An 18,253-nucleotide genomic window follows, 5' to 3' on the forward strand; every position below is an offset into this window, starting at 1 on the left:
ACCTCTAATGGGCGACCAGTGGTTTTGCTGCCTACGCTGCCCCCATGGAGGACCGGCTGCGAGAACTCTGGGACTTCGCCGACCTGTCGGCGACCGAAACACGCTTCCGCGAACTGCTGGAGCACACGTCATCCGACGACGAGAAGGCGGAGGTGCTCACCCAGCTCGGGCGGGTGGAGGGCCTGCGCGGGGCGTTCGACGAGGGGCACGCGCTGGTCGACCAGGCCGAGGACCTGGTCACCGCCGACAGCACCGCCCGCGTGCGGGTCCTGCTTGAACGCGGACGGTTGTTCCGCTCGGCCGGTGCGCCCGAGCAGGCGCAACCGCTGTTCATCGCGGCGTTCGTGCTGGCCAGGACACGCGGCGACCTGTTCCTCGCGGCCGACGCCGCGCACATGGCGGCGTTGATCGACGACCCGGAGAAGTGGACCCGCCAGGGGTTGGAGATCGCCGAGAACTCCGACAACGAGCAGGTCAGGCACTGGCTGGGGCCGTTGTACAACAACCTCGGCTGGTACTACTTCGAGAACGAACGCTTCGACGAGGCGCTGGAGGCGTTCGACCGCTGTCCCGAGGGGTACGCGGAGTCCGGCAAGGCCAAGACCCTGAAGGCGCTGGGCAGACCGGAGGAGGCCGCCGAAGCCGCGCAGCGGGCGTTGGACCTGCTGCCGGACGACTCGCCGGACGAGTGGGTCGACGAGATGGAAGCGATCGCTAACGGGGAGTAGCCGGTCCGCCCGCCTCGCCGAGCCGCACGGTGAACGCGTCCTCGGCGAGGAGGCTGACCCGCTCGGTCGTCTCCCCGTCCACGGCCGTGAGCAGCGGTTCGTACATCGCGGGCGCGTCGGTCTCGGCCTCGCTGAGCAACGGGATCACGTGCTCCCGCACGTCGAACGGCGACATCGCGCGCCGGTACGCGACGACCGAGTCGAACTCGGCGGTCAGCACCCAGCGGTCGTCGTCGTCCGTCGAGCGGCTGAGCTGGGCTTTCGTGCAACCGGGCTGCTTGGTGAGGAGCTCCAGCGCCTTCCGCGCGCGGTCGGCGAACGGGCCGGGGTCGGACACGCGGAAACGGCACACCAGCAGCACGGTGCAAGGATGTCACGGTGCCCCAGAACTCCAAACGCACCCTGCTGCCCGGCGACGGTCCCTTCGCACGCGTACCGGCCGCGGCCGTGTTCGTCGTCGTGCTGGGACTGTTCGTCGCGGGCGTGTGGATCGGCGGCGCGGTCGGCGCGGTGCTGCTGGGCGTGCTGATCCTGGGCGCCCTTGCGCTCCTGGCCGCCACGTGGCAGACGCTGACACCCGGAGCGCGGGTGTTGCGGGTGGCAGTCCTGCTCATCCTCGTGTTGATCACACTAGAATTGGTACTGAAAATCCCTACCAGGTGAGGTGCGGCCATGACGGTCCAGTTGCACGGCGAGCACTCACCCGAGCGCCAGGCGGCACCCGTCCCGCCCCGCGCGGCCAGGACCCTGACCGCCGCCGGTGACCTGCTGCGCGCACTGGCCGCCCCGGTGCGCATCGCCATCGTCCTGCAGCTGCAGGAGAGCGACCGGTGCGTGCACGAACTGGTCGAAGCACTGGGCGTCGCGCAGCCGCTCATCAGCCAGCACCTGCGAGTGCTGAAGGCGGCCGGGGTCGTGCACGGCGAGCGCCACGGCCGCGAGGTCGTCTACCGGCTGGTGGACGAACACCTCGCGCACATCGTGGTGGACGCGGTGACGCACGCCGAAGAGAAACTGTGACCGGGGAGAAGTTGTGACCGGACTGAGGTCGACCAAGCAGCGCACGGCGGTCTCGAACCTGCTCGACCAGCTCGACGAGTTCCGCTCGGCACAGGAGCTGCACGAGGAGCTCCGCCGCCGCGGCGAGGGCATCGGGCTGACGACGGTCTACCGGACACTGCAGTCCCTCGCCGAGGCCGGCGAGGTCGACGTGCTGCGCACCGACTCCGGCGAGGCCATCTACCGCCGGTGCTCCGCGCACCACCATCACCACCTGGTGTGCCGCGGCTGCGGCCGCACCGTCGAGGTCGAGGGTCCCGCCGTCGAGAAGTGGGCCGACCGGGTCGCGGCGGAGAACGGTTTCTCCGAGGTCAGTCACACCGTGGAGATCTTCGGCACGTGCGCGGAGTGCGTCGCCAAGCGCTAACCGCGCGAGTCCTCAATTCAGCCCCCGCGAGTCTCCGGTTCAGCCCCGGTGAGTTGTCCGATCGTGCACCCAATGCGGGGCCCGAGTCGCGGACTCGACTGGGCCTGAACTGAGGACTCGCGGGGCTGACCCGACACCCGATCGAGGGGCGCGAACGTACAACTCACGGGGCCGGAACGTAGGACTCGCGGGACTGTCAGACCTCGGCGATACGCTGGAAGACGGGGGGCCGTGGCCCGCGCCTACGACTCGTATTGCTCCGCCGGCACCGCCACCGGCACCGCGTTCTCGACGGTGAAGGTGGGGATGTAGGAGTTCTCCTTGGTGGCGGACTTCGGCACCGCCTTGCCCGTCACCTCCACCCACTGCCCATCCCCGAAACCCGCCTGCAGCCCGGTCAGGTGCACCTTCAGCGGCCGCGCATCCGCCGCACAACAGGAGATCGCGAGCCGCGCCACGTACGTGTGATCCCCCTGCCGCACCAGGAACCCGGTGAGCCGCACGGTCCGCCCATCGAGAGTCCCGGAGTCGTCCCACGCCGTCCGCGTCACGAACTCCGTCAACGAAAGCGGAACCACCTGATCGGAAGGCAGCGCCGAAAACCCACCCCGAGACGTAGTCCGGTTGGTGTCGGAAGAAGTGTTGACCACGTCCACCCCAAGAGCGGGCGGCGAGATCAGGAACACCGCCAGCACGGGCAGCAGCATCAACCAAACAGAGCGCGAAGAGTGCGAGTGCGACGGCACCCGAGCCCCACACACGTCCCGATAGATCGAGAACCCGGCCAGCCCGACCATCACCACCCCGGCGATGACCAGCAGCGGCAGAAACCCCTTCTGCACGTACCGCAGGTACAACCCACTGAAACTGATCTTCAGCAAGGCCCCGCCGAGCAGGATCAGCAGGATGTTCTGCGTCTCGCGCCTCACAGCAACACCACCCCGGTCACCACAGCGCACAAAACCGCCACCACGAAGGTCAGCGGCGCGAACCGCAGAGCGAACGACCGCCCGAAAGCACCGGCCTGCATCGCGATGAGCTTCACGTCAACGGCCGGACCAACAACGAGGAACACCAAGCGCGGCAACAAAGGCAAAGAAGAAAACGACACCGCGACGAAAGCGTCGGCCTCACTGCACAACGCCAGCACCACGGCCAGCAGTCCCATCACGAGGACGCCGAGCACGACCTGACCGCTCAGGGTGTTCATCCACGACACGGGCACGAGCACCTTGAACGCCGCGGCGAACAACCCGCCCAGCACCAGAAACCCACCCGCGTCAACGAGATCGTGCCGCGCCGACTCCAGGAAGACCGCCCAGCGCGACGTCCCCTCGTGCGAAGGCAACCGCTCCAGAGCCCGAGCGGCAATCCACTCCAGCTTGCCGAACCGCGCCCACAGCCACCCCATCACCACGGCCGTCAAAAGAGAGCCCACGAACCGCGCGACCACCATGAGAGGCGTGTCGTTGAACGCCACAGCCGTCGCGACCAGCACGATCGGGTTCACGGCCGGCGCGGCCAACAAGAAGGTGAGAGCCACCGCGGGCGCGACACCCTGTTGCATCAGGCGACGAGCCACCGGCACCGACGCGCACTCACAACCGGGCAGCGCCACCCCGGCGACGCCCGCGACGGGAACCGCCAGAGCAGAAGAAGAAGGCAACAGCCGGCGCAACAAAGAAGGCGGCACGAAGGCCGCGATCGCACCGCTGATCAGCACGCCCACCACGAGGAACGGCAGCGCCTGCACGCAGATCGCGACGAACACCGTCGACCCCGTGCGCAGCTCGCGCACATCCAGCAGACGCACCAAAGAGGACTGGAAGATCAGCGCGAGCACAAGGATGCCGCACAGCACTTCCAGCGACGTGATCCGGAACCGGGGTCCCGTAGGACGCCGGCCCCGGATCTCGCCGGTGATCGTCATCAGTCCTCGGAGCCGATCAGGCGCCGGTAGGTCCGCTCCATGCCCGCCTTGATCTCCTCGGGCGACGGAGGCTCGGACTCGACCTCCTGCTCCTCGAACTCCTCGTCGTCGGCGTCGTCGAAGTCGACGGGAGTGCCGTTGACCTGCTCCTCTGCCTCGGCGTCCTCCTCGGCCGCGACGCGCAGTTCGGAGATCGTCGCGACGACGTCGTCGGCCGACAGCGCGGGCAGCATCGGCTGGACGACGGCGAGCACGCCGCCCTCATCCAGCGCGACGGCCTCAGCGAGTGCCACCGCGTGGTCGTACTCGTACGGCCCGCAGACGAAGGAGTCCCACTCCTCGCCGCCGGACGGCTCGAACGTCACCACCCACGGGAACTCGTTGACCTCGGACTCCTCGTCCGGTTCGTAGATGATCACGCCACCCATGACTGTCTCCTATAGGGCGAGAAGTTCGCCGCGTACCTGCGACGCGGTCGACACGACGAGCATCAGCAGGGTGCTGAGCGGTTCGGGCTTGAGTCCGTCGGCGGGGAACGCGTACCGCAGCGTCACGTCGGTGCCGCGGTCGGTCCTGATCACCCCGAGCGTGCCGAACATGCCCTGACCGGCGCGTTCGGCCACATAAGCGGAAATATCGCCGGGCAGGTCCCACGCGACGACGCAGGTCAGCGACAGCACGGTCAGCCCGTCCGCCAGCTCCATGCCCTGCACGGCGCACGGCACATCACCGTGGCGGAAGCTCAGCGCGCCGTCGTCATCGACGGCGACGTCGTGGAACAGCTCGAGCGCGGTCCGCGCCGCGTCGAGCGCCTCAGCGGTCGCGTTCACGACACCTCCGCGTCGGGCTTGTCGATGGCACCGCCGAAGCGCCGGTCGCGCTGGGCGTACTGCAGGCACGCGTTCCACAGGTCGCGGCGGTCGAAGTCCGGCCACAGGATGTCCTGGAAGACCAGCTCGGCGTACGCGGACTGCCACAGCATGAAGTTCGACGTCCGCTGCTCGCCGGACGGCCGGATGAACAGATCCACGTCCGGCATCTCGGGCTGGTAGAGGTACCGGGCGATGGTCTTCTCGTCGACCTTCTCGGGGTTGAGCTGCCCCGCCGCCACGAGCCGCGCGATCTCGCGCGCCGCGTCACCGATCTCCGCGCGGCCGCCGTAGTTGATGCACATCGCCAGGTTCAGCACGTCGTTGTCACGCGTGCGCTCCTCGGCGACCTCCAGCTCCTTGATGACGCTGCGCCACAGCCGCGGCCTGCGGCCGGCCCAGCGCACCCGCACGCCCATCTCGTCGAGCTCGTCGGTGCGGTTGTGGATGACGTCGCGGCTGAAGCCCATGATGAAGCGCACCTCTTCGGGGCTGCGCTTCCAGTTCTCCGTGGAGAAGGCGTACAGCGACACCCACTGCACACCGAGCTCGATCGCGCCACGGCACACCTCGACGACCTGGGCCTCGCCGCGCTTGTGCCCCTCGATCCGGGTCAGGCCGCGCTGGTTGGCCCACCGGCCGTTGCCGTCCATCACGATCGCGATGTGCTTCGGCACCAGTTCCTTGGGAATGGCGGGCGGACGGGCGCCGGAGGGATGCGGCTCCGGAGGCTTCGGGGCGCGCTTCTCGCGCTCCGGGGAGCGCTTTCGACGCAGCATGGGGTCAGGCTTTCCTCTCAGCACGACATCGGTACGCCGCACCTTAGCCTTCGGTCGGCTTGGCCCTGCGTTCGACCAACGGCAACGACCGGAGCTGCCGTTCCAGGTGCCACTGCAGGTGGGCCGCGACCAGTCCGCTCGCGTCCCGGCGCGCCAGATGCGGGATCGCGTCGACGACATCCCACTGGCCGTGCAGCAACGCCTGCAGCAGCGCCAACGTGTCACTCGAAGGTGTGGCCGAACCGGGCGGACGGCAGTTCGCGCACACGACGCCGCCCGCCTGCACGCTGAACGCCCGGTGCGGCCCCGGATCGCCGCACTTCGCGCACTCGCTGACCGCGGGCGCCCAGCCGGCGAACGACATCGCGCGCATCAGGAACGCGTCGAGGATCAGCGACGGGTCGCGTTCGGCCGCCGACAACGCCCGCAGCGCACCCGTGACCAGCAGGTACAGCCGGACGACGGGTTCGCCCTCCTCGGCGGTGAGCCGGTCGGCGGTCTCCAGCACCGCGCACGCGGCGGTGTAGCGCTGGTAGTCGTTGACGATGCCGACGCCGAACGCGTCCAGCGTCTGCACCTGGGTCACGATGTCCAGCGAGCGGCCGGGATGGAACTGCACGTCGACATGGCAGAACGGCTCCAGCTTGGCGCCGAACCGCGACGTCGTGCGGCGCACGCCCTTCGCGACGGCGCGCAGCTTGCCGTGCCGCTGGGTGAGGATCGTGATGATCCGGTCGGCCTCGCCGAGTTTCTGCACTCGCAGCACGATTCCGGTGTCGCGGTACAGATTGGCCATGACCTAGAACCCCAGGCGGCGTAGCTGTTTGGGATCGCGCTGCCAGTCCTTGGCGATCTTGATGTGCAGGTCCAGGTACACCCTGGTACCCAGCAGCGCCTCGATGTGCTTGCGCGCCGTCGTGCCGACCTGCTTGAGCCGCTCACCCCGGTGTCCCAGGATGATCGCCTTCTGCGACGGCCGTTCGACGAACACGAACGCGTGGATGTCGATCAGATCGTCGCGGCCCTCGCGCGGCAGCATCTCCTCGACGACGACCGCGATCGAGTGCGGCAGCTCGTCACGCACGCCCTCCAGGGCGGCCTCGCGGATCAGCTCGGCGACCAGCGTCTGCTCGGGCTCGTCGGTCAGGTCGCCGTCCGGGTACAGCGGCGGGCCCTCCGGCAGCTTCTGCAGCAGCAGGTCGCTCAGCTTGTCCACCTGGAACCCGTCCACAGCGGACACCGGGATGATCTCGGCGAACTCCATGACCTGCTGCAACGCGAGCAGCTGTTCCATCACCTGCTGCTGCGACACCAGGTCCGTCTTGGTGACGATGCCGACGACCGGCGTGCGCTTGGCGACCTTCTCCAGCTCCGCGGCGATGAACTTGTCGCCAGGCCCGACCTTCTGGTCGGCCGGGACGCAGAAGCCGACCACGTCGACCTCCGACCACGTCTCCCGGACCAGGTCGTTGAGCCGCTGGCCGAGCAGCGTGCGCGGCCGGTGCAGCCCTGGGGTGTCGACCAGCACGAGCTGGCCGTCCGGCCGGTGCACGATGCCGCGGATCGTGTGCCGGGTGGTCTGCGGCTTGTTGGACGTGATAGCCACCTTCGTGCCCACCAAGGCGTTCGTCAGCGTCGACTTGCCGGCGTTCGGCCGGCCGACGAAGCACGCGAAGCCGGAGCGGTAACCATCCATCCGTCCATTGTCCCCGCCGGCCGCCGCGGACTTTCGGGGGGCCTTCCGGCACTGGTCCGCGCGGGTGTACGAGCGCACGCTGACGGCCGCGTCCCCCGTGACCCGTTCGCACGTTTCGCACAAGGAGGTGCGGCATGTCGAGAGCAGAACTCGAGCGCCTGAACGAAGAAGGCATCGGCGCGTGGGACCGCCACGACACCGACGGTTTCGTGAAGTTGCTGGCCGACGACTTCGTCTGGATCGACGACACCACCCCGGACCCGATGCGCACGGTGGAGGCGGCCCGCGCCTACACCCAGTCCTGGTTCACCGCGTTCCCGGACATGCACATCCGCACGACCAACATGGTGTGTACCGACGACCAGATCGCATGTGAGCTGGAGTTCACCGGCACCAACACCGGCACGCTCGCCATGGGCGGCATGGAGATCCCCCCGACGGGCAAGTCGGTGACCAGCCGCGGGACCTACTTCATCAAGGCGGAGAACGGCAAGATCAAGGAGTTCCACACCCACCCCGACGCCGCGGGCATGATGATGCAGCTCGGCCTGATGGGCCAGCCCGCCTAGACCAGTCGTGAGTGTTTTCCGTCGCCATGACGACGGAAAACACTCACGACCTCACACCTGCTTGCGGAACTCCCCGGACGCGTCAGCCAGGAACACCGGCGCCGACGGGCTCAGGTCCCGCACCGCCGCCAGCGAAGCCGCGTCGACCGCCGAGTCCTCGGTGACCACCGCCGCAGCCTCCAGCGACTCCGCACCGCTCGACACCGCCGCCGCGACGGCGGCCTGCAGCGCGCTCAGCTTCAGCGACGGCAACCAGACCGTGGACGCGTTGTAGGTGCGCCCGTCCTGGTCGCGCACCGCCGCGCCCTCGGCGGCGCCGTTGCGCGCACGCACCGACCGCGCGAGCGTGACCAGCTTGGCGTCCTCGGCGTCGAGCTCACTCATTCTCTGCACTCCCGTTGTTCACCGGGCGCACCAGCACGGTGGTGACGCGTATCCGGCCTCGTTCGTCCTTGCCGCCCTCGGCGCGCATGCGCAACCCGGCGATCTCCGCCTCGGTACCCGGCAGCGGCACGCGGCCCAGCCGCTGGGCCAGCAGCCCGCCGACGGTCTCGACCTCGTGGTCGTCCAGCTCCGTGCCGAACAACGCGTCCAGGTCGTCCACCGGAAGCCGCGCACTGACCCGGACCGCGCCGTCCTCAAGATGCTCGACCGGCGGCCGGTCGTCGGTGTCCGACTCGTCGGTGATCTCGCCCACGATCTCCTCGAGGATGTCCTCGATCGTGAGCACGCCCGCGGTGCCGCCGTACTCGTCGACGACGATCGCCATGTGCTTGCGGGACAGCTGCATCTCGCGCAGCAGGTCCGCGATCGGCTTGGAGTCCGGGATGAACGTCACCGGCCCCATCAGCTCGCCGACGCACTTGGGCGCCTCGTCGTCGGACAACGCCGAGCGCACCAGGTCCTTCATGTTGACCACGCCGAGGATGTCGTCGACGCTCTCGCCGATCACCGGCACGCGCGTGTAGCCCGTACGCAGCGACAACGCCAGCGCCTGCCGCAACGACTTGGCCTGCTCGATCCACACGATCTCGGTGCGCGGCACCATGATCTCGCGCGCGATGGTGTCCCCGAGCTCGAACACCGAGTGGATCATCTCGCGCTCGCCCTCGTCCACGACGCCGCGTTCCTGCGCCATGTCGACGAGCTCGCGCAGCTCCACCTCGGACGAGAACGGTCCCTCGCGGAAGCCCTTGCCCGGCGTGATCGCGTTACCGACGAGGATCAGCAGCTTGGACAGCGGTCCCAGCACCCGGCCCAGCTGCCGGATCGGACCGGCCACGATCAGGCTCACCGCGTACGGGTGCTGCCGGCCGATCGTGCGCGGCCCGACGCCGACCAGCACGTACGACACGACCAGCATGCTGAGCGTCGCGTACAGCGCGGCCAGCCAGTCCGGCTCGACCAGCTTCAGGAACACGCCGGTGACCAGCACCGTCGCCGACAGCTCGCAGAACAACCGGAGCAGCAGCAACAGGTTGACGTGCCGCGGCCGGTCGCCCAGCACGTGCAACAGCTGCCGGGTGCCCCAGCGCCCCTGCCGCTGCAACGCCTCCACGCGGGCGCGCGACACCGTGCCCAGCGCGGCGTCCGCACACGCGAAGACCCCGGCGGCCAGTACGAGAACGGTGGCGAGCACCAGGAGACTGGCGGGGTTCTCGGACATGTCAGGCGTCGGGTTGGGTGGCGATCGGACCGGTGGGCGGATCCTCGTCCAGCCCCACGGCACCCAGCACCTTGTCGTCCGCCGCACGCTGCACCGTGAGCCGCTCGGCCTCGTCCCGCGCCTTGCGGAAGTCCGCGAGGATGCGGTTCTGCAGGGTGAACATCTCGCGTTCCTCGGCGGGCTCGGCGTGGTCGTAGCCGAGCAGGTGCAGCACCCCGTGGACGGTCAGCAGGTGCAGCTCGTCGAGCAACCCGTGCCCGGCCTTCTTGGCCTGGTCCTTGGCGAACGCCGGGCACAGCACGATGTCGCCGAGCAGCGCCGGGCCGAGGCCCGCCGCGTCCGGCCGGCGTGCCGAGTCCAGCTCGTCCATCGGGAAGGCCATGACGTCCGTCGGACCGGGCAGGTCCATCCAGCGCTCGTGCAGGTCGGCCATCACGTCCAGCTCGACGAGCAGCACGGACAGCTCGGCCAGCGGGCTCACACCCATGCGGTCCAGCGCGAACCGGGCGGCGGAGACGATGGAACCCTCGTCGACGCCGACGCCCGACTCGTTGGCGATCTCGATACTCACGCCGCCTATCGTCCCCGTCGCTGGTTCCCCCGGCGCGCACCGGGTCCGTGGTGTCGCCCGTTCTGGTCGATGTTGTCCTGCTCGACCTGCCACTTCTCGTACGCGTCGACGATGTCACCGACCAGGCGGTGGCGCACGACGTCCTGGCTCGTGAGCACCGAGAAGTGCACGTCGTCGACCCCGTCGAGGATCTCCTTGACGATCTTCAGACCGCTGCGCTGCCCGCCGGGCAGGTCGATCTGCGTGATGTCGCCGGTGACCACGATCTTGGAGCCGAAGCCGAGGCGCGTGAGGAACATCTTCATCTGCTCGGGCGTCGTGTTCTGCGCCTCGTCGAGAATGATGAACGCGTCATTCAACGTGTTGTGTGTCAGCAGGTAGTCCTCGGTGACGTACAGCGAGTCCTCCGCCGCCACCTGGATGCACACCGCCTCGGCACGCCCCGCGGGTTCGATGCTGTCGATGAACCGCATGGGGCGGCCGCCGCCACCGGCCGCGTGGTACTTGTCCCGCTTGCGCGGGAGGCGGAACGGCTCGACGCCCTCGGGCAGCCGGATGTCGATGACGTACGCGTCGTGGCGGTAGCCGACCTCACGGCCCTTCGCGAGCCCAGGCTTGCGCCCCTCGGCGACTCGGCATCGCACGTAGGCAACGCCACCGAGCGACCGCACGATCTCGATCACGCCGTCCCGCAGTCGCGGAGACGTGGTCGTGTACTGGATGCGGCACGTGCGGCCGAGCTGGGTGACCGGCCCACCGTCCGTGTCGAGGAGCCCCTGGAGCACACCGAGACGCACCTCGGCCGTGTTGTGCAGGTACTCGTCCGGAATGAACTTCGAATGCGACCGCGTGCCGAGCAGGCCGAGCCGGCGCAGGATCGCAGTAACCGGGTTCTCCAGCGTGATGACGTCTCCCGGCATCCTGAGCCGGTTGATCGTGTAATCGACCTCGCTCTTCCGCCGCACCCCGATGCCCGGCACGCGAACGTCCAGGGCGAGGGCGAGCTCGGGATCCATGGTGGCGAATGTCGGCGTCGTGCTGCCGGTCATGCAGCCATCACCGAGCAGCAGCCCCAGCGCGTACGGGTCCATCGGGACCTCACGCTCCGGGTGACAGACCGGCGCGCTGAGCAGCGGAAGCTCGTACCGCCGCGCGTGCGCCGCACGGAGGTTGCCGATCATCTCCTTGGTCTCGAGCACCCGCCACGGCTTGTTTCGGCGCCGGTCCGACGCCGTCCGCACCGTCCACAGGTGGTCACCGCAGGACAGCGTCGAGCTGCCGTCCTGCGCTGAGACGCGGTAGATGTCCTTCTCGCCCTGCGGGTACACGCCGAGCACCGGCGTCGGCTCACCGTTGGACCCGATGACCAGGTCACCGACCCGCAACGAGCCGATCGGCCGGAAGCCGTCCGGCGTCAGAACCGGCGTGAAGATCGGCTGGGCGCGGCCACGCATGTAGGCCAGCGGCGCGACCTCGATCGTCCCCGCCTGCGTGAGCCGCGGAATCGACTCGGGGTCGACCATGTCGTGCAGCGCGTCGTACAGCGGCCGCAGGTACGGGTCGATCTTCTCGTAGAGCGTGCCCGGCAGGTAGCCGAGCCGCTCCCCCGCCTCCACGGCGGGCCGCGTGAGGATGATCCGGTTGACCTGCTTGGCCTGCAGCGCCTGCACGGCCTTGGCCATCGCGAGGTACGTCTTGCCGGTACCGGCCGGGCCGATGCCGAAGACGATGGTGTTCTTGTCGATCGCGTCGACGTAGTGCTTCTGGTTCAGCGTCTTCGGGCGGATCGTGCGGCCGCGCCGGGAGATGATGTCCAGGCTGAGCACCTCGGCCGGGGACTCCACGGCGTTCGAGGACAGCATCGCGACCGTGCGGCGCACGGTGTCCTGGCCGATCGGCTGGCCACGGCTGGCCAGCGTCACCAGCTCGGTGAAGACGCGTTCGGCGAACGCGACGTCCGCGGGGTCGCCGGACAGGGTGATCTCGTTGCCGCGGACGTGGACGTCCGCGTCGAGCAGCTCCTCCGCGAGCCGGAGGTTCTCGTCACGCGACCCCAGCAGGGTGAGCACCGCACCATCCGGCACGGAGAACCGGGACTGGCCTTCCTTGGTGTTCGTCGTCTCTTCGGCCACGTGGCCTCGGGCTCTCTTCCTGTGGGGATTCGCGTTGTTTCAGGTGCCATCGATGCTAGTCGGGCGGAAAATGGGTGGCTACCGGATTGCTCACGGTGTGTGCTCACCAGTTGTGGAGCTTCGTCAACTCACGGTCGCCGACATACCCGCCTGCATGAACGTCGCGGCGGACCGTAACTGGGCGCACTCGGCGCAGACGTGGCGCTTTCTGCTGGAGCTGGGCACCGGGTGGGGGATGTTCGACGGCGACGAGCTCGCCGGCACGACGGTCGTCACCCCGTACGCGGGCATGTCGGCGATCAGCATGGTGCTCGTCCACTCGCGGTACGAGCGCCAGGGCATCGGCGGCAAGCTCGTGTCGCACGCCCTGGACTCGGGCGTGTCGTGCTTGTACGCCACGAAGTTCGGAAAACCGCTGTACGAACGCCTCGGTTTTCACTCGGTCGGGCAGGCCACCAGGTACTCGGGCGTCTGGCGGGGTGGCGACCTGAACGTGGCGCGGCCCGCGAAGGAAACGGATCTGCCGGACATCATCGCGCTCGACCAGGCCACTTTCGGCGCGGAACGCCCGGAGATGTGGGCGAAGCTGCTCGACTCCACCTGGATCAGCGACCGCGGCGTGATCGCGTCGACCCGCAACAACGACACGCAGATGATCGGCCCGGTGATCGCGTCGTCCCCGATGCACGCACTGGCGTTGATCGCTCAGGTGGCGGACGGCGACGTGCGCGTTCACATCGACAACAACTGGCTGGGCCACCACCTGGACGTGCGGGGCCTGACGCCGGGTGTCAGCTGCGACCTGATGGTGCGCAACGCCGACGAAGTGCCCGGCGACCGATCCCGCTACTTCGCCCCGGTCTCCATGGCCCTGGGTTAGGCGAGCGGACCCATCCGCTTGCCGCCGAGCAGGTGCAGGTGCGCGTGGAAGACGGTCTGACCGGCGTCGGCACCGGTGTTGAACAGCAGCCGGTAGCCGGACTCCGCGATGCCCTCCTCCTGCGCGATCTTGGCCGCGACGACGAACAGGTCGGCCAGACCGGGCGGGTCGGCCGCGAGCTCGGCGGCGTTGGCCGAGTGGGTCTTGGGCACCAGTACGACGTGCGTGGGCGCCTGCGGCGCGATGTCGCGGAACGCGAGCGTCGTCTCGGTCTCGGCGACGACGGTCGCGGGAATCTCGCCGGACACGATGCGGCAGAACAGGCAGTCGCTCATAGCAGCGAAATCTAGTCGGCTCGGGGGAACAGCCGGTCCAGGTGTTCCTCCACAATCGCGATCATGTCGTCGTGCGGCATGTCCTCGGCGCCCTGCTGGTGGTGCAGGTTGAGGCCGTCGATGAGCGCGACGGTGCGCCGGGCCTCCTTGGCGGGGTCGAGGCCGGGCTCCAGCTCACCGGCGTCGCGCGCTTGCCGGAAGACGGCCGCGAACCGGTCGTACAGCGCGTGCGTGCCGGTGCGTTCGAGCTCGTGCAGCCCCGGTTCGACGAGCGCGCGAGGTACGAACGAGATCAGCACGGCGGACTCGGTTTCGCGTTCTTCGTCGAGCGCCAGCAGTTCGTGGGCGATACGGCGGGTGATCTCCCGATGGGGCCGGGTGGTGTCAATCTGTTCGAGGCGTGTGAACAAGCGCCGGAAGGCCATCTGCATCGCGAACCCGAGCAGTGAGTCCTGGGTCGGGAAGTAGTGCCGCAGTGATCCGCTGGACCACCCGGACTCAGCGGCAACAGCCCGCACCGACGCATGGTCGATACCGTCGCGCCGCACTATGCGCCAAACCGCCTCCGCCAGCTCCCGCCGGCGAGCCTCGTGGTCAACCACTTTGGGCACCGACGATTAATAGCACGCCCCCACAAGCCGATCGACCGCCTGACGACACGTCCCCCAAGCCGCCGTCCCAACGTCGATCAACTCCATATGCCCAACACCTTCAAGCACATGCACCTCGGCGCCGGGAAACGAAGTGCTCTGCTCAACGGGCACATCCTCGTCGATCTGACCGTGTACGCAGATGACGGGTTTCCCGATCGGCACCAGCCGCGCAGGCGAAGCGGCCGCATACCGCTCAGGAACCTCGTCAGGCATCCCACCAAGCAACTCAGCAGCACGCTTGGTGATCTGCGGGTGCAGCTCGAAGTCAAGCACCCCAGCCTGCGCAACAGCGCCAATCACCTTGGCACTGTGCTTAGCCGCGTAAACCGCCAAATGCCCACCGGCCGAATGCCCAAGCGCCACAACGGGCCCAAGATCCACAGCATCGACAGCCGCAAGCACATCGTCCATAGTGGACGGCCATCCCCCGCCCCCCTCAACCCGCCGATACTCAATGTTCCAAACGGCATACCCGCGCCCAACAAGATCAACAGCAAGGGGCCGCCCAAGCTCAAGCCCATACCGCTGGTGCCAAAACCCGCCGTGAATGACCACAACGGCCCCACGAGGCTCCAACTCAGGAAGGGTCAACTCACCGAACTGCGAAGGATGATCGCCGTACGCAACACGCTGCACAAACGCAACCTACGCGACAGGAAGCGAAGCCGAAGGCGAGCCCAGGGGGCGAAGGCGAAGCCGAGCCCGAAGGGGGGTCCGGGGGCGAAGCCCGCCGGGCGGGGTTTGGGGGCTGCGCCCCCAAAAAACACCCTTTTCGGCCGGGCGGCGAGTGGCGATGGCGAAGCCGAGCCCGAGCAGCCCGGCCGAAACGAAAAGGGGCGCGTCGCGGGGGAGCCTGGGGGTCGCCCCGCCGCGACGCGCCGACGCCGGACCGAGGGGGGAGGTGTCCGGCGAGTCTTTGGTCTGAAGAGTCGAATCGTCTACTCCGTTTCCGACTAGACCAATGCAACCCCTCAGGCCATCAGCGTAACTCGCTTACCCCGATGTTCGCTAGCCGCTTCTGAAAACCAATCCATCTGAAGTTCACATTCGGGGTGATGCAGGTCACCATCGCTTTGTCAAGGCACCGAGCGCGCCGAGCGCGACTACGCCTGCGGTGGAGGCGCGCAGAACGGTCGTCCCGAGTCGCACAGCCCGCCCACCTGCGGTTGTCAAGGCTGTCAACTCCTCGTCGGTGATTCCGCCCTCTGGGCCGACGACGAGAAGCAGGTCACCCGAAGCGGGCAGCTCGATGTCAGCCAGACGGGTGTTTGCAGACTCATGCAACACGAGCGTGAGGGCGGACTGAGACACCAGCTGAGCCAGTCCTGCGGTGCCGACTGGTTCAGAAACCGTGGGCACTCGGGACCGCCGCGCTTGTTTCGCCGCTTCACGAACCGTGGAGCGCCAGCGGGCGAGGGCCTTGTCGCCGCGTGGGCCCGCCTCCCACTTGGCGATGCAGCGGGAGGCGCGCCACGGGACGACGCCGTCGACGCCGGCTTCGGTGGCGAGCTCGACGGCGAGCTCGCCCCGGTCGCTCTTGATCAACGCCTGGGCCAGGACGACCCGAGGCGACGGCTCGGGCTCGGTCCAGCGCTCGACGACCGACAACTGCAAGGAGTCGCGATCGACGGCGACGATCGAGCACCGCACCAGCGAGCCGGTGCCGTCGGACAGCACCAGTGACTCTCCGGCGCGCAGCCGCCGCACGGTGGCGGCGTGCCGCCCCTCGGGCCCGTCCAGGACAAAGGTGTCCGAAGCGGGCAACGAGGGAACGAGGAAGACGGGCAGGGTCACCGGTGCCCGCGCGAGGCCCGCAGGCGGGAGAACAGGCCTCCGCCGCCCTTGCCGTTGTGCGACAGCGACGGCTCGGTCTCGCCGCGCAGCTCGGCGAGCTCGCGCAGCAGGTCGACCTGCCTGCCGTCCAGGCGCGTGGGCACGACGACGTCGAGGTGCACGTGCAGGTCGCCACGGCCGTCGACGCGGCCGGTGGAGCGCAGCTTCGGCATGCCGAGGCCCTGCAGCACGATCTCGGTGTTCGGCTGGGTGCCGGGGTCGATCTCCAGCTCCTCCTCACCGTCGAGCGTCTTCAACGGCAGGGTGGCGCCGAGTGCCGCCGTGGTCATCGGGATCTGGACCGAGCAGTGCAGGTCGTTGCCATCGCGCTCGAAGATCTCGTGCGGCTGCTCCACGACCTCGACGTAGAGGTCGCCGGCGGGGCCGCCGCCGGAGCCGACCTCGCCCTGGCCGGCGAGCCGGACGCGCATGCCCTCGGCGACACCCGCGGGGATGTTCACCGAGATGGTGCGGCGGGACCGGACGCGGCCCTCGCCCGCGCACTGCTGGCACGGGTCGGGGATGACCTCGCCGAAGCCGTTGCACACCGGGCACGGGCGGGACGTGACGACCTGGCCGAGGAACGAGCGCTGCACGGACTGCACCTCGCCGCGGCCGCCGCAGGTGTCGCAGCGGACCGGCTTGGAGTTGTTCGCGCACCCGGCGCCGTGGCAGCGGTCGCACAGGACGGCCGTGTCGACCGTCAGCTCACGGGTCGTGCCCGCCGCGCACTCCTCGAGGCTCATGTCGAGGCGGATCAGCGCGTCCGAACCGGGCTGCACGCGGCTGCGCGGGCCACGGCCGCCGCCTCCGGTCGTCGCGCCGAAGAAGGCGTCCATGATGTCGCCGAGGCCGAAGCCGGCGAACGGGTCCTGCGCGCGGGCGCCCCCCGACGAGTCGAGCGGGTCGCCGCCCAGGTCGACTACCTGACGCTTCTTGGGGTCCGACAACACCTCGTAGGCGGCCGTCACCTCCTTGAAGCGGGCCTCCTCGTTGGGATTGACGTCCGGGTGCAGCTGCCTCGCGAGTTTGCGATAGGCGCGCTTGATCTCATCCTGTGTGGCGTTCTTCGCCACCCCGAGGATGCCGTAGTAATCCCTGGCCACCGTGTTCGCTTTCATCTCAGTCCACGCAGAAGGTCATCGAGCGGTCAGAATCTCGCCTACGTAGTTGGCAACCGCGCGAACGGCCGCCATGGTTCCCGGATAGTCCATGCGGGTCGGTCCGACGACACCGAGCCCCCCGAGCAGATTGTCCCGGCTGCCGTACCCGATCGACACCACGGACGTGCTGCGCATCTCAGCCGCCTCGTTCTCCTCGCCGATCCGCACGAGGATCGTGCTCGGGTCACGCGAGGCCGCGAGCAGCTTCAGCACCACAACCTGCTCTTCCAACGCTTCCAGCACCTGACGCAACGAGCCGGGGAAGTCCGCGACGTTGCGGGTCAGGTTGGCGGTGCCGCCGAGCACCAGCCGTTCCTCCGGGTGTTCGACCAGAGTCTCTATGAGGACGGTCACGATCCGCAGCGTGACGTCACGCAGCTCGTGCGACACCTCTTCGGGCAGCTCGGCGACCTTCGCGGAGGCCTCCGGAAGCCGCTTTCCCGCCATCGCGGCGTTCAGCATCCCGCGCAGGTTGCGGACGTTCTCCTCGGTGATGATGTCGCCGAGCTCCACGATCCGCTGGTCCACGCGCCCGGTGTCGGTGATCAGCACCAGCATCAGGCGGGACGGCGAGATCGGCAGCACCTCGAGGTGCCGCACGGTGGACCGGCTCAGCGTCGGCACCTGGATGACGGCGACCTGCCTGGTCAGCTGCGCCAGCAGGCGGACGCTGCGGCGCATCACGTCGTCCAGGTCGAGCGCGCCCTCGAGGAAGCTCTTGATGGCCCGCTTCTCCGCGGCGGACAGCGGCTTGACCTCGCTGAGCTTGTCCACGAAGAGGCGGTAGCCCTTGTCGGTCGGGATCCGGCCGGCGCTGGTGTGCGGCTGGGCGATGAAACCCTCTTCCTCCAGCGCGGCCATGTCGTTGCGGACCGTCGCGCTCGACACACCCAGGTTGTGCCGCTCGACCAGCGCCTTCGACCCGACCGGTTCCTGGTTGGACACGTAGTCGGCGACGATCGCGCGCAGCACCTCGAACCGTCGCTCTTCGGCATTCATCGCTTCACCTCCGTGTCCTCACCA

23 protein-coding genes and 2 pseudogenes are annotated in these 18,253 nt (G+C 68.6%); 6 read left to right on the top strand and 19 right to left on the bottom strand.

Annotated elements, in window-relative coordinates:
- The first annotated feature begins 44 nt into the window (after positions 1-44).
- On the top strand, positions 45-728 hold the full coding sequence (locus QSK35_RS30560) for a tetratricopeptide repeat protein (RefSeq protein ID WP_285751030.1): 684 nt from the start codon (positions 45-47) through the stop codon (positions 726-728).
- Here QSK35_RS30560 and QSK35_RS30565 read toward each other — a convergent pair.
- Positions 715-1,089, bottom strand: a complete 375-nt coding sequence (locus QSK35_RS30565) for an antibiotic biosynthesis monooxygenase family protein (protein WP_285751031.1) — start codon at positions 1,087-1,089, stop codon at positions 715-717. The genes QSK35_RS30560 and QSK35_RS30565 overlap by 14 nt on opposite strands.
- A gap of 17 nt (positions 1,090-1,106) precedes the next feature.
- Here QSK35_RS30565 and QSK35_RS30570 point away from each other — a divergent pair, with 17 nt between their 5' ends.
- Genes QSK35_RS30570 through QSK35_RS30580 form a run of 3 tightly spaced genes read left to right on the top strand, consistent with a single transcriptional unit; the run spans position 1,107 to position 2,154 of the window.
- A complete protein-coding gene (locus QSK35_RS30570) occupies positions 1,107-1,391 on the top strand; it encodes a hypothetical protein (RefSeq protein WP_285751032.1) in 285 nt (94 codons plus the stop codon).
- 9 nt (positions 1,392-1,400) lie between these two features.
- Entirely contained in the window at positions 1,401-1,748 is a 348-nt protein-coding gene (locus QSK35_RS30575) for an ArsR/SmtB family transcription factor (protein WP_285751033.1), read from the top strand.
- Between the two features lie 13 nt (positions 1,749-1,761).
- Positions 1,762-2,154, top strand: a complete 393-nt coding sequence (locus QSK35_RS30580) for a Fur family transcriptional regulator (protein ID WP_285751034.1) — start codon at positions 1,762-1,764, stop codon at positions 2,152-2,154.
- A gap of 242 nt (positions 2,155-2,396) precedes the next feature.
- Here the strand turns inward: QSK35_RS30580 and QSK35_RS30585 are convergent, their stop codons facing one another.
- From QSK35_RS30585 to era, 7 genes are read right to left on the bottom strand one after another with little or no spacing between them, the layout of a single operon-like run.
- Positions 2,397-3,083 carry a TIGR03943 family putative permease subunit gene (locus QSK35_RS30585; RefSeq protein WP_285751035.1) on the bottom strand — a complete coding sequence of 229 codons (687 nt, stop codon included), beginning with the start codon at positions 3,081-3,083 and terminating at the stop codon, positions 2,397-2,399.
- Positions 3,080-4,084: a permease gene (locus tag QSK35_RS30590; RefSeq protein WP_285751036.1), complete on the bottom strand. Its 1,005-nt coding sequence runs from the start codon at positions 4,082-4,084 to the stop codon at positions 3,080-3,082. The genes QSK35_RS30585 and QSK35_RS30590 overlap by 4 nt, the downstream gene beginning before the upstream one ends.
- The gene (locus tag QSK35_RS30595) at positions 4,084-4,512 is read right to left on the bottom strand and encodes a hypothetical protein (RefSeq protein ID WP_285751037.1); all 429 of its coding nucleotides are present in this window, start codon (positions 4,510-4,512) and stop codon (positions 4,084-4,086) included. Before QSK35_RS30595 ends, QSK35_RS30590 begins: the two co-directional genes overlap by 1 nt.
- A gap of 9 nt (positions 4,513-4,521) precedes the next feature.
- Complete coding sequence (locus QSK35_RS30600; protein WP_285751038.1) at positions 4,522-4,914, bottom strand: YbjN domain-containing protein; 393 nt, start codon at positions 4,912-4,914, stop codon at positions 4,522-4,524.
- Positions 4,911-5,732 carry an isoprenyl transferase gene (locus QSK35_RS30605; RefSeq protein ID WP_285751039.1) on the bottom strand — a complete coding sequence of 274 codons (822 nt, stop codon included), beginning with the start codon at positions 5,730-5,732 and terminating at the stop codon, positions 4,911-4,913. Before QSK35_RS30605 ends, QSK35_RS30600 begins: the two co-directional genes overlap by 4 nt.
- A 43-nt stretch (positions 5,733-5,775) precedes the next feature.
- The gene (recO, locus tag QSK35_RS30610) at positions 5,776-6,528 is read right to left on the bottom strand and encodes a DNA repair protein RecO (protein WP_285751040.1); all 753 of its coding nucleotides are present in this window, start codon (positions 6,526-6,528) and stop codon (positions 5,776-5,778) included.
- A gap of 3 nt (positions 6,529-6,531) precedes the next feature.
- Positions 6,532-7,428 (bottom strand): GTPase Era, encoded by an 897-nt coding sequence (gene era / locus QSK35_RS30615; RefSeq protein ID WP_285751041.1) that lies wholly within the window; start codon positions 7,426-7,428, stop codon positions 6,532-6,534.
- Between the two features lie 134 nt (positions 7,429-7,562).
- Between era and QSK35_RS30620 the strand changes: the two genes are divergently transcribed.
- Entirely contained in the window at positions 7,563-7,997 is a 435-nt protein-coding gene (locus QSK35_RS30620; RefSeq protein WP_285751042.1) for an ester cyclase, read from the top strand.
- Between the two features lie 51 nt (positions 7,998-8,048).
- Here QSK35_RS30620 and QSK35_RS30625 read toward each other — a convergent pair whose 3' ends face one another.
- The 5 genes and pseudogenes from QSK35_RS30625 to QSK35_RS42775 form a co-directional block, all read right to left on the bottom strand.
- Entirely contained in the window at positions 8,049-8,381 is a 333-nt protein-coding gene (locus QSK35_RS30625; RefSeq protein WP_285751043.1) for a cytidine deaminase-like protein, read from the bottom strand.
- Positions 8,374-9,663, bottom strand: a complete 1,290-nt coding sequence (locus QSK35_RS30630; RefSeq protein WP_285751044.1) for a hemolysin family protein — start codon at positions 9,661-9,663, stop codon at positions 8,374-8,376. The genes QSK35_RS30625 and QSK35_RS30630 overlap by 8 nt, the downstream gene beginning before the upstream one ends.
- 1 nt (position 9,664) lies before the next feature.
- A complete protein-coding gene (gene ybeY / locus QSK35_RS30635; RefSeq protein ID WP_285751045.1) occupies positions 9,665-10,234 on the bottom strand; it encodes an rRNA maturation RNase YbeY in 570 nt (189 codons plus the stop codon).
- Between the two features lie 5 nt (positions 10,235-10,239).
- A pseudogene (locus tag QSK35_RS30640) lies at positions 10,240-10,596 on the bottom strand (PhoH family protein); the annotation flags it as partial.
- Between the two features lie 1,080 nt (positions 10,597-11,676).
- Positions 11,677-12,366 (bottom strand): annotated as a pseudogene (locus QSK35_RS42775) (PhoH family protein); the annotation flags it as partial.
- Between the two features lie 154 nt (positions 12,367-12,520).
- On the opposite strand from QSK35_RS42775, the gene QSK35_RS30650 reads away from it, so the two are divergent.
- Complete coding sequence (locus QSK35_RS30650; RefSeq protein WP_285751046.1) at positions 12,521-13,246, top strand: GNAT family N-acetyltransferase; 726 nt, start codon at positions 12,521-12,523, stop codon at positions 13,244-13,246.
- Here the strand turns inward: QSK35_RS30650 and QSK35_RS30655 are convergent.
- The 6 genes from QSK35_RS30655 to hrcA form a co-directional block, all read right to left on the bottom strand.
- Complete coding sequence (locus QSK35_RS30655) at positions 13,243-13,581, bottom strand: histidine triad nucleotide-binding protein (RefSeq protein WP_285751047.1); 339 nt, start codon at positions 13,579-13,581, stop codon at positions 13,243-13,245. The genes QSK35_RS30650 and QSK35_RS30655 overlap by 4 nt on opposite strands.
- 11 nt (positions 13,582-13,592) lie before the next feature.
- Positions 13,593-14,192, bottom strand: a complete 600-nt coding sequence (locus QSK35_RS30660; protein ID WP_285751048.1) for a TetR/AcrR family transcriptional regulator — start codon at positions 14,190-14,192, stop codon at positions 13,593-13,595.
- Positions 14,193-14,198: 6 nt separating this feature from the next.
- Positions 14,199-14,870: an alpha/beta hydrolase family protein gene (locus tag QSK35_RS30665; protein ID WP_285751049.1), complete on the bottom strand. Its 672-nt coding sequence runs from the start codon at positions 14,868-14,870 to the stop codon at positions 14,199-14,201.
- A 426-nt stretch (positions 14,871-15,296) separates the two neighbouring features.
- A complete protein-coding gene (locus QSK35_RS30670) occupies positions 15,297-16,028 on the bottom strand; it encodes a 16S rRNA (uracil(1498)-N(3))-methyltransferase (RefSeq protein WP_285751050.1) in 732 nt (243 codons plus the stop codon).
- Complete coding sequence (gene dnaJ / locus QSK35_RS30675; RefSeq protein WP_285751134.1) at positions 16,025-17,173, bottom strand: molecular chaperone DnaJ; 1,149 nt, start codon at positions 17,171-17,173, stop codon at positions 16,025-16,027. Before dnaJ ends, QSK35_RS30670 begins: the two co-directional genes overlap by 4 nt.
- Positions 17,174-17,206: 33 nt before the next feature.
- Positions 17,207-18,229 (bottom strand): heat-inducible transcriptional repressor HrcA, encoded by a 1,023-nt coding sequence (hrcA, locus tag QSK35_RS30680; protein ID WP_285751051.1) that lies wholly within the window; start codon positions 18,227-18,229, stop codon positions 17,207-17,209.
- Positions 18,230-18,253: the final 24 nt, after the last annotated feature.

The organism is Lentzea sp. NBRC 105346 (assembly GCF_030269605.1).
GTDB lineage: Bacteria > Actinomycetota > Actinomycetes > Mycobacteriales > Pseudonocardiaceae > Lentzea.

Coding starts and splice junctions, on each gene's coding strand:
- QSK35_RS30560 (WP_285751030.1), top strand. CDS start 45: ATGGAGGACCGGCTGCGAGAACTCTGGGACTTCGCCGACCTGTCGGCG.
- QSK35_RS30575 (WP_285751033.1), top strand. CDS start 1,401: ATGACGGTCCAGTTGCACGGCGAGCACTCACCCGAGCGCCAGGCGGCA.
- QSK35_RS30590 (WP_285751036.1), bottom strand. CDS start 4,084: ATGACGATCACCGGCGAGATCCGGGGCCGGCGTCCTACGGGACCCCGG.
- QSK35_RS30595 (WP_285751037.1), bottom strand. CDS start 4,512: ATGGGTGGCGTGATCATCTACGAACCGGACGAGGAGTCCGAGGTCAAC.
- QSK35_RS30605 (WP_285751039.1), bottom strand. CDS start 5,732: ATGCTGCGTCGAAAGCGCTCCCCGGAGCGCGAGAAGCGCGCCCCGAAG.
- recO (WP_285751040.1), bottom strand. CDS start 6,528: ATGGCCAATCTGTACCGCGACACCGGAATCGTGCTGCGAGTGCAGAAA.
- era (WP_285751041.1), bottom strand. CDS start 7,428: ATGGATGGTTACCGCTCCGGCTTCGCGTGCTTCGTCGGCCGGCCGAAC.
- QSK35_RS30620 (WP_285751042.1), top strand. CDS start 7,563: ATGTCGAGAGCAGAACTCGAGCGCCTGAACGAAGAAGGCATCGGCGCG.
- QSK35_RS30625 (WP_285751043.1), bottom strand. CDS start 8,381: ATGAGTGAGCTCGACGCCGAGGACGCCAAGCTGGTCACGCTCGCGCGG.
- QSK35_RS30630 (WP_285751044.1), bottom strand. CDS start 9,663: ATGTCCGAGAACCCCGCCAGTCTCCTGGTGCTCGCCACCGTTCTCGTA.
- QSK35_RS30650 (WP_285751046.1), top strand. CDS start 12,521: ATGAACGTCGCGGCGGACCGTAACTGGGCGCACTCGGCGCAGACGTGG.
- QSK35_RS30655 (WP_285751047.1), bottom strand. CDS start 13,581: ATGAGCGACTGCCTGTTCTGCCGCATCGTGTCCGGCGAGATTCCCGCG.
- hrcA (WP_285751051.1), bottom strand. CDS start 18,229: ATGAATGCCGAAGAGCGACGGTTCGAGGTGCTGCGCGCGATCGTCGCC.